8 protein-coding genes are annotated in these 9,158 nt (G+C 42.1%); 4 read left to right on the top strand and 4 right to left on the bottom strand.

Annotated elements, in window-relative coordinates; all coding sequences use genetic code 11:
• Nucleotides 1-132 precede the first annotated feature (132 nt).
• The 4 genes from ACE01U_RS03800 to ACE01U_RS03785 form a co-directional block, all read right to left on the bottom strand.
• Nucleotides 133-993, bottom strand: a complete 861-nt coding sequence (locus tag ACE01U_RS03800; RefSeq protein ID WP_395578744.1) for a bifunctional transcriptional activator/DNA repair enzyme AdaA — start codon at nucleotides 991-993, stop codon at nucleotides 133-135.
• Nucleotides 994-1,181: 188 nt separating this feature from the next.
• A complete protein-coding gene (locus tag ACE01U_RS03795; RefSeq protein ID WP_395578743.1) occupies nucleotides 1,182-3,428 on the bottom strand; it encodes a TonB-dependent receptor in 2,247 nt (748 codons plus the stop codon).
• Nucleotides 3,429-3,626: 198 nt separating this feature from the next.
• The gene (locus ACE01U_RS03790) at nucleotides 3,627-3,824 is read right to left on the bottom strand and encodes a DUF3565 domain-containing protein (protein WP_395578742.1); all 198 of its coding nucleotides are present in this window, start codon (nucleotides 3,822-3,824) and stop codon (nucleotides 3,627-3,629) included.
• Nucleotides 3,824-4,276, bottom strand: a complete 453-nt coding sequence (locus ACE01U_RS03785; protein ID WP_395578741.1) for a MarR family winged helix-turn-helix transcriptional regulator — start codon at nucleotides 4,274-4,276, stop codon at nucleotides 3,824-3,826. Before ACE01U_RS03785 ends, ACE01U_RS03790 begins: the two co-directional genes overlap by 1 nt.
• Before the next feature lie 176 nt (nucleotides 4,277-4,452).
• Between ACE01U_RS03785 and ACE01U_RS03780 the strand changes: the two genes are divergently transcribed.
• From ACE01U_RS03780 to murC, 4 genes are all read left to right on the top strand, one after another.
• The gene (locus ACE01U_RS03780) at nucleotides 4,453-4,935 is read left to right on the top strand and encodes a glutathione peroxidase (RefSeq protein WP_395578740.1); all 483 of its coding nucleotides are present in this window, start codon (nucleotides 4,453-4,455) and stop codon (nucleotides 4,933-4,935) included.
• A gap of 216 nt (nucleotides 4,936-5,151) precedes the next feature.
• A complete protein-coding gene (gene gshB, locus ACE01U_RS03775; RefSeq protein WP_086210268.1) occupies nucleotides 5,152-6,096 on the top strand; it encodes a glutathione synthase in 945 nt (314 codons plus the stop codon).
• Nucleotides 6,097-6,577: 481 nt separating this feature from the next.
• Nucleotides 6,578-7,675: an undecaprenyldiphospho-muramoylpentapeptide beta-N-acetylglucosaminyltransferase gene (gene murG / locus ACE01U_RS03770; RefSeq protein WP_395578739.1), complete on the top strand. Its 1,098-nt coding sequence runs from the start codon at nucleotides 6,578-6,580 to the stop codon at nucleotides 7,673-7,675.
• A 12-nt stretch (nucleotides 7,676-7,687) separates the two neighbouring features.
• The gene (gene murC / locus ACE01U_RS03765) at nucleotides 7,688-9,136 is read left to right on the top strand and encodes a UDP-N-acetylmuramate--L-alanine ligase (protein WP_086210266.1); all 1,449 of its coding nucleotides are present in this window, start codon (nucleotides 7,688-7,690) and stop codon (nucleotides 9,134-9,136) included.
• Nucleotides 9,137-9,158: the final 22 nt, after the last annotated feature.

Here is a 9,158-nt window from a genome sequence, read left to right as displayed (position 1 = left end):
GTATTCTGATGTGACAAAACCTGAATCCTTGTAGTTGAAGTGTTTGTTCGCACTTATATTTTAACTACTTTGGACTCAGGTTTTTTTATTTAAGTCTAACTATGGGACAGCAGTGAGCTACTGCTTCCTTTCTTATTCGCTCTCTTTTTCGGTTGATGTTTGGCTATGCGCACATTCCCAGCCAATCATCGCAGTTTTGCGTGTTGTTCCCCACATATAGCCACCACGTTGCCCTGAAGACAGAATGACCCGATGGCAGGGAATTAAAAAGGCAACAGGATTGTTGCCAATGGCTGTTCCGACCGCTCGTGAAGCACGTTCTTGCCCAATCTCTTGAGCAATCTTTGCATAACTGCTGAGCCGTCCCATGGGGATTTTAAGCAGACTTTGCCAAACCTTGAGCTGAAAGTCAGTGCCTTTCAGGTGCAGTTTAATCTCTGATAGGCTGTTTTGATCTTGCTGAAAAATTGCGAGCGCTTTACGTTGTAATTCATCCTGATCTTCAATAAATGTCGCGCGTGGGAACTGTGTTTTTAGATAGATCAATGCATCTTGATTTGTTTCGGTAAAGGCCATATGGCAAATGCCTTTAGGGGTTGAGGCAATCATGACTGAGCCAAAAATGGTTTCGGCAAAGCTATAGTGAATGTGGAGTGCTTCACCGCCATGTTTGTATTCTGCGGGCGTCATACCTTCGATTTGAACAAATAAATCATGCAATCTGCTGGTACTAGAAAGGCCCGTGTCAAAGGTTGCTGCAAAAATATTATGTTCTGTGTGGTTTTTCAAAACAGACTTGGCATATTCCACACTAATATATTGCAGAAATTTCTTTGGACTGACGCCTGCCCATTCGGTAAATATGCGTTGAAAATGGGTGGGACTTAAATGTACGTGTTCTGCAATCTCGGTCAAACTGGGTTGCTGTTTGAAGTTTTGTTCAATGTATTCAATCGCCCTTGCCACACGTGTGTAGTTGGTATGTTCTGTCATGATTACTCACGGAAATCATTTAACTTAAGAAAACAGTAACAAATCGAGTGAGACCTGAAAATCCGTTTCTTGCGCTTTATAACAAAAGGCTCAAAGTGTGTATGGATTGGCTCAGTCGTCCTTCGGCAAGCATAAAAAAACGGAACAGTGACCTGTTCCGCTTGAGTTAAAACTTTATTGAAGGCAGTTTAGAACTGGTAGTTTAAACGCATCAAGAAGCTACGTGGTGTACCTGGCATAGAGTCTGAACGCCAGTATTCTTTATTGGTCAGGTTGCTGACAGCTAAGGTTAGGTTCCATGGATCAGCACTATACCCAATGGCAGCATCGACACGATTGAAACCATCCATCTTGGTCAAGTTGTTGATGTTTGGATAGTAAGAGCCAACATACGTTACACCAACTTCACCATAGAGCTTTTCGGTAGGTAAGTAGCGCACAAACAGGTTGCCTGTATTTTTAGAGGTATTAGAAAGAGTATTTCCTACATTTTCAGGCTTTTCTTTGTCCTTTTTGACTTGAGCATCGGTGTAACCATAACCACCACGGACAAAAAGATTATCCAATACGCGACCAATAAAGCTAAATTCTAAGCCTTTGGATTGATGTTCGCCACCCACAGCCCATACGTCTGGAACATCTGGGTCTGGACGGTAACGGATATTCTTTTTACGAATGTCATAAACAGAGAACTGGGTATTGAGGCGTTCATCGAACCAATCACTTTTGACTCCCATTTCGTATTGTTCGTTATATTGTGGCTCAGCATTAAAGATGTTCATATCTTGGCTTGCTGATGAAATTGGATTGACACCCATAGAGCCGCCAAAGGGCGCAAAACTTTTGCTGTATGATGCATACAGACTTTGATGTTCATTCGGTTGCCAGACTACGCCGACATTTGGGCTAAATGAATCATCATTAATAGATCGTTTACGTTTATCTGCAGCGACATTTGGTAGTTTATTGGTGGTAGAAAAATCATAGCTGTCGTAGCGCATACCAAGCATGATTTTGACTTGTTCATTCAAGCTGATTAGGTCTTGGGCAAAGAAGCCTAAACTTGTGCCTTGATTATAATTGTGTTGACTGATTTTAAGTGGGCCTGTACCACGACTAGATTGGCGCTCACCTGTGATTGGGTCTACATAACCATAAATTGCAGAACCGTTTTGGTTGGTATTGGCTAAGCGTGGTTCTCGTTGTTCATAGCTCCAGTCACTGCCGAATACAAGATTGTGTTTAATTGATCCTGTATTGAATTCACCTTTAATATCAAAGGTGTTGCTGGTAGTTTTATTGTCTGTTTGTTGCCAATAATAAATTTGAGAGATGTCACCTACATGACCTTGGCATGTACCTGCATTACGGATTACAGTAGTTGCTGTTGCACAGTATCCACCTAAATAAAAATGATCAAAATTTTGTTCTGCTTGCCTATAGCTTGCAGCCCAATGGAAAATCCAATTTGGCGCAAATTCATAGCTTAAATCTGAGCGAATAACTTGTAATACATCGTCGACATAATCGCCATTTTGTGCAAAGCCTGTTTTAATGGATGTTCCACTAGGCAAGATACTATAACTTGGACCACGGTCAGGTACTCGCCCTAATTTGTCATAGGTATATTGTGTGGTCCACGTGAGGGTTTCCTCATCATTTTTATACGTGAAACTTGGCGAGATCATCTCAATTTTACTGTCGATGCCTGAACGGAAACTATCTGCTTCGCCGTATTCACCTGTTAAACGGACAGCCCAATTGTCATTTAATACTTGGTTAATATCTGCTGTCGCGCCATAAGTGTCATATGAGCCAACATAGGTACCGACTGAGCTTTTCGAGTCAAAATTGGCGTATTTACTGACCATGTTGACTACACCACCGCCCGCACTACGACCATATAACACCGAGGCAGGGCCTTTTAAAATTTCGATCCGTTCAATATTGGCTGTGCTACGGCGGACTTGACCACTTTCACGAATCCCATCACGGTAAATATCACCCGAATCGGCAGAGAAGCCACGGAGGGTGATGCCATCACCGCGCATATCGTAGTTAGTTGAAACCCCTGGTGTACCTTGTAGCATGACACTGAGATCATTAGAGCCGTAGATTTTATATTTCTGTACATCAATGGTGTCAATGGTTTGAGGGATGTCTTTTTTCTTTAGACCATTACGGGTGACATTGGCCTGATCATAATCGACATAGCTTTTGATTGGATCAAGTTCACTCATTGCCTCAATTTTTAAGGTGGGTAGAACTGCTGCTGTGCCCGATTTGTTTGTCGTCGCTTGAGAGGAAGGGTTCTCATTATTTTGTAATGTTGCTTCATCTGCATAGGCTGCATGTGCACTTAAAATCATAAAGCTGAGTAAACTATATTTGAATAGAGCGGAGCCACGGAGTGGGTAGGCTTGAAGTTTGGTCATGGGGAAGGCTCAGAGAGATTAAATAGGTAATAAAAGTGAGAATTATAATCATTTACTAAAAATGAACAAGACTTCGTGGAAAATTCATTTTTCCTACATAATTGGATTGGGTTTAAAAGAATGGCTAAAGGTGCTGTTTAATTATTTTAATTAGTTGATAAGTAATAAATTTAAAATCAGAAGGACATTGGAAAAGCGTTATTGAACAGGATTTTCCAGACATTTCTTACAGTTTAAAAGAACGCCGATTTTTTCTTGGCGTCCATGCTCAGTTAGTACCCACGGGCGGTTTTGCCATGGTGGCGTATGGCGGACATGCTGTGCGTGACCGCAGGCAAGCTCAGCTACCCAATGATGTTCTTCATCGAGATGAAAACCAATAATGGCTTGTTGCATTAAGCATCTCGACCGGCGTGTTGGGTCTGTTCTAAACCATTTAAAAAACGCTGACACAGTTGATGGATAGTCCCCAAATCATGAGGATCTAGACCTAAAGAACATGCCAGTTCAAACGGAATCGCCATAATTTTGTCTTTAGCTAGGAGTGCTTTTTCCAGAAGTACGACTTTTTTCATACGTTCATCCTCCTTGACTGCGACACGCTTTAGAAATTGTTTTTCTTCTAGCTTCTTAATAATGGGGGTTAAGGTGCCTGAGTCAAAAAAAGTTTTTTGTCCAATTTCAGTCAACGTCACATTGTCCTGCTCATATAGAGCCAATAAAACAATAAACTGCGGATAGGTCAGATCATAGGCTTGTAGGCGTGGGCGGTATTGACGGACCATGGCATTGGTTGCGGAATACATGGCAAAACACACGCGGTTTTCTAAAAGTGGGGTGTCAGCCATGTTGCATGTCCTTGAGGATTAGTAGTTAGAAAACAGTATAAATGAAATGGAGGTGGAAGTATATTGCGTGTAATAAGCTTGCACACAAGTTAATTGTGTGAAATATTATTTGCCGCTATAGGTCAACCCTTGAAGCGACTTTAACGAATGATATTTTGATGAATGGAAGAGATGTAATGACGACAATTTATGATTTTCAGGCCGAGCTGTTGGAAGGCGAGCAAAAAAATCTAGCTGACTATCAGGGCAAAGTTTTATTGGTGGTGAATACCGCGAGCCAATGTGGTTTAACCCCACAATTTGAAGGTTTGGAACAGTTATATCAGGACTACCAACAACAAGGTCTTTTAGTTTTAGGTTTTCCATGTAACCAATTTGCGCAGCAAGACCCTGCGAGTAATGAAGAGATCGGCAGTTTTTGTCAGCGTAATTATGGGGTTTCTTTCCCGATGTTTGCTAAGGTTGATGTGAATGGTCCTACTGCGCATCCGTTGTATCAGTATTTAACGTCTGAGGCGAAAGGCATTTTAGGCAGCCAAAGGATCAAATGGAATTTCACCAAGTTTCTGATTAATCAAAAAGGGCAGGTGGTGAAACGTTATGCGCCGATCGTTAAACCTGAAAAAATTGCTAAGGATATTCAACGTCTTTTGGCTTAAGTTGAAGCTATTTGCGAGGAAGGTGGAAATAGCAGTAGATTTACTGTTTCTTTCCACCAAGTAAGCACTTTGAATTTATTTAATAATGCTAATGTATTGTAGCTAATTGAATAAAATAGATTTTTTAATCTTTAATTAATACACAACTTGTTGTGCCCAAAGCTGAAAACTTCGCTATACTTTTTGCCAAGTTTTAAAAATATGAGCGTGAGACTTATGCGTGTACTGGTAGTGATGGACCCGATTGAAACGGTGAATCTGAAAAAAGATTCTACGATGGCAATGTTATGGGCAGCAAGCCGTCGCGGGCACGAGCTGGGTTATGCATTACAACACGATTTATATATCGACCAAGGCAAAGCCTTTGGTCTGATTTCTCCCTTAAAAGTGTTTGAAGATTACGATCATTATTATGATTTGGGCGAACCACAAAAAGAGTCCTTGGCGGATTACGATGTGATCTTGATGCGTAAAGATCCACCGTTCGACATGAACTTTGTGTATACCACTTATATTTTGGAACAAGCGGAACGTGAAGGCGCGTGGATTATCAATAAACCACAGTCTTTACGCGATTGTAATGAAAAACTGTTTGCTACGCAGTTCCCTGAACTTCAAGTTCCTACATTGGTGACTTCACAACAAAGCCTGATCCGTGAATTTATCAAAGAACATGGTGATGTGATTGTGAAGCCTCTTGATGGTATGGGTGGCATGGGAATTTTCCGCTTATATCAAGATGGTGTGAACATCGGCTCAACTCTAGAAATGCTGACTGAAATGGGTACACGTCCGATTATGGCGCAGCGGTATATTCCTGAAATTGTTGAAGGAGATAAACGCATCTTGCTGATCAATGGTGAACCGATTCCCTACTGTTTGGCGCGTATTCCGCAAAACGGTGAAGTGCGTGGGAACTTGGCTGCAGGTGGTTTGGGTCAAGCCCGTCCTTTGACTGAAAATGATAAGGCGATTGCCGCGAAAGTGGGACCCTTCTTACGTGAAAAAGGTTTGGTTTTTGTTGGACTCGATGTGATTGGCAACTATGTGACCGAAATTAATGTGACTAGCCCAACCTGTATTCGTGAGATTGATGCACAATTTGGTACTTCGATTGCCGATACTTTATTTGATGTCTTGGAAGCAGGTAAAGCCAGCTAAATCGACAGAAAGAGGAACCTGAAAAGGTTCCTTTTTTATTTCAATGAATAGGCAAGTTTTGAAATAAGGACATGGCTTACCGCAAAGTGTATAAATTGGGTTGAAGATAAATCACACAGTGCTACATGGCATTACAAATTTTCATTCTGTTCAAATGTTTCAGCTCAGAGGGTATTTCTATTTGCTAAAAATGAGGTTCCCATTCTTTTAGAGTTATATTAAATAATTGATTAAAACCATCTTCAATGTTTAATTTTTAGATATAAAACATGGTGCTGTCGAGCTTAAATGTGTGTGGTAGTTTGAGTAAAAATGTATATCTGATAACAAATCTAGTTTAAAATCGAAAATCAGTAGAAAAAAACAATCAAATGCCTGTTGAAAAAAAGTAAATAATCTTTCGCGGTTATGCGTTTGTGATTACAATTGATCGCTTAAAATTGAATTTTGTTTCCATATTTTAGAATTGAAGAATTAGACTGTGACCGAAGCAACACAAACAAAGCCGAAACATGTAATGATGATGGCTGCCGGAACGGGTGGACATGTTTTTCCAGCACTTGCTGTGGCTAAGGAATTACAGCAACAAGGCTGCCAAGTCTCATGGCTTGCTACGCCTACAGGTATGGAAAATCGCCTACTTAAAAATCACGATATCCCGATTTATCAAATTGACATTCAAGGTGTGCGTGGCAATGGCTTAGTCCGCAAAGTATTGGCACCCTTTAAAATTTTAAAAGCCACGCTAAGCGCAATGCGCTATATGAAGCAGCTCAAAGTCGATGCGGTTGCAGGCTTTGGGGGCTATGTTGCTGGACCGGGTGGATTGGCTGCGCGTGCACTGGGTATTCCAGTGATTATTCATGAGCAAAATGCGATTGCGGGTTTTACCAATACGCAGCTATCACGTATTGCAAAAACAGTATGTCAAGCTTTTCCAAATACCTTTGCTGTACAAGATAAAATTGTGACCACGGGTAATCCAGTCCGCAAAGAAATTACGGAAATTTTAAATCCGTCTTGGCGCTATCAAGAGCGTCAAAAAGCTGGCGTGCCACTGCGTATCTTAATTGTTGGCGGTTCGTTGGGCGCACAAGCGTTAAATGAACGCATTCCTGAAGCCTTGAAGCAACTCAATGTGCCTTTAAGCGTTTATCATCAGTGTGGTCAAAACCATGCAGAGGCGACACAAGCGCGCTATGCCGATGCACCTGAACAGCTTCAAGTTGAGGTTCAACCTTTTATTGAAGATATGGCTCAAGTCTATAGCGATGCTGACTTAATTATTTGCCGTGCTGGGGCGTTAACCGTGACTGAGATTGCCACTGCGGGTGTGGCTGCAGTGTTTGTTCCGCTGCCGAGTGCAGTGGATGATCACCAAACGGCCAATGCAAAGTTTTTAGCCAATATCGGTGCAGCCAAAATTTGCCCACAAGCAAGTATGACGTCCGAAAGTTTAAAAGAATTATTATTACCCTTGATGAACCGTCAGTTATTGTCTGAAATGGCAGTGAAAGCACGTCAGCAAGCACAACCCGATGCAACCCAACAAGTGGTTCGTTTAATTCAAGCATTGTAAACCGAGTATTTTATGTCACCATCTACACCTGCTGATCAAGCAAAAAAACTTATTAAAGTGCCAGAAATGCGTCGTATTAAGCACATCCATTTTATTGGAATTGGTGGTGCGGGCATGTGTGGTATTGCAGAAGTGCTCAAGAACCAAGGCTATAAAGTCTCAGGTTCGGATATCAAGGCGTCAAAGACAACAGCACAGCTTGAAGAAAATGGCATCAAAGTTTATATCGGCCATACGGCTGAAAATATTCAAGGTGCAAACGTGATTGTGGTGTCAACTGCGATTGATGCTGAAAACCCTGAAATCAAAGCAGCACTTGAAACCCGTACACCAGTGGTCCGCCGTGCAGAAATGCTGGGTGAGCTGATGCGTTACCGTCATGGGATTGCTGTTGCGGGAACGCATGGTAAAACCACGACCACAAGCCTAGTCACTTGTATGTTGGCAGAAGAAAACCTTGATCCAACCTATGTGATTGGTGGTTTATTGAACCGTACGGGTGTGAATGCTGCGCTCGGTGCGAGTCGTTTTATCGTGGCTGAAGCGGATGAATCAGATGCTTCATTCCTGCATTTGCAACCGATGGCCACCATCGTGACCAACATTGATGCAGACCACATGGACACTTACGGCGGTAGCTTCGATGTTTTAAAAGATACTTTTGTACAGTTCTTACAAAAGCTTCCATTTTACGGCTTGGCTGTGGTGTGTGGCGATGATGCCAACATTCGTGAAATCATGCCGCGTATTGGTCGTCCATTGATCACCTATGGTTTTAATGAAGACAATGACATTCGTGCCGTGGATATTGAACAAGAAGGTATGCAGTCGCACTTTACCGTCTTGCGTAAAGATCGTGAGCCTTTGCGTTTAACCATCAATTTGCCAGGTTTGCATAATATTTTAAATGCACTAGCAGCGATTGGGATTGCGACCGATGAAGGTGTATCTGATGCTGCGATTGCTCGTGCGTTGGAAAGTTTCAGCGGTGTGGGTCGTCGTTTCCAAGTACAGGGCGAATTTGACATTGAAGGTGGCAATGTGAAATTGGTAGATGACTATGGTCACCATCCAAAAGAAGTCGAAGCAACCATTAAAGCTGCACGTGCAAGCCATCCAGACCGTCGTTTAGTGATGATGTTCCAACCGCACCGTTTTAGCCGTACTCGTGACTGTTTCGATGACTTTGTGGATGTACTGTCACATGTCGATCAGTTGTTGCTGCTTGAGGTCTATCCTGCGGGTGAAAAACCGATTGTCGGTGCAGATAGTCGTTCACTGGCACGTAGTATTCGGTTACGTGGCGATGTAGAGCCGATCTTGATTGATCCCGTTGAAGGTAATCTGCAACATGCCTTGAAAAAAGTGTTACAAGCAGATGACTTGTTATTGACGCAAGGCGCAGGTAATGTGGGTGCTATCTCGATTGAGCTGGCAAACAATCATTTGTATTTAAAATAATCACGCTTTGTGATTACTCAAT

It is taken from the genome of Acinetobacter halobius (assembly GCF_044130335.1).
In the GTDB taxonomy this organism is placed as follows: Bacteria; Pseudomonadota; Gammaproteobacteria; order Pseudomonadales; family Moraxellaceae; genus Acinetobacter.
The sequence above is the reverse complement of the archived record's forward strand: the minus strand, read 5'-3'. Positions and strand labels throughout refer to the sequence as shown.

Coding starts and splice junctions, on each gene's coding strand:
- ACE01U_RS03795 (WP_395578743.1), bottom strand. CDS start 3,428: ATGACCAAACTTCAAGCCTACCCACTCCGTGGCTCCGCTCTATTCAAA.
- gshB (WP_086210268.1), top strand. CDS start 5,152: ATGCGTGTACTGGTAGTGATGGACCCGATTGAAACGGTGAATCTGAAA.
- ACE01U_RS03780 (WP_395578740.1), top strand. CDS start 4,453: ATGACGACAATTTATGATTTTCAGGCCGAGCTGTTGGAAGGCGAGCAA.
- murC (WP_086210266.1), top strand. CDS start 7,688: ATGTCACCATCTACACCTGCTGATCAAGCAAAAAAACTTATTAAAGTG.
- ACE01U_RS03790 (WP_395578742.1), bottom strand. CDS start 3,824: ATGCAACAAGCCATTATTGGTTTTCATCTCGATGAAGAACATCATTGG.
- ACE01U_RS03800 (WP_395578744.1), bottom strand. CDS start 993: ATGACAGAACATACCAACTACACACGTGTGGCAAGGGCGATTGAATAC.
- ACE01U_RS03785 (WP_395578741.1), bottom strand. CDS start 4,276: ATGGCTGACACCCCACTTTTAGAAAACCGCGTGTGTTTTGCCATGTAT.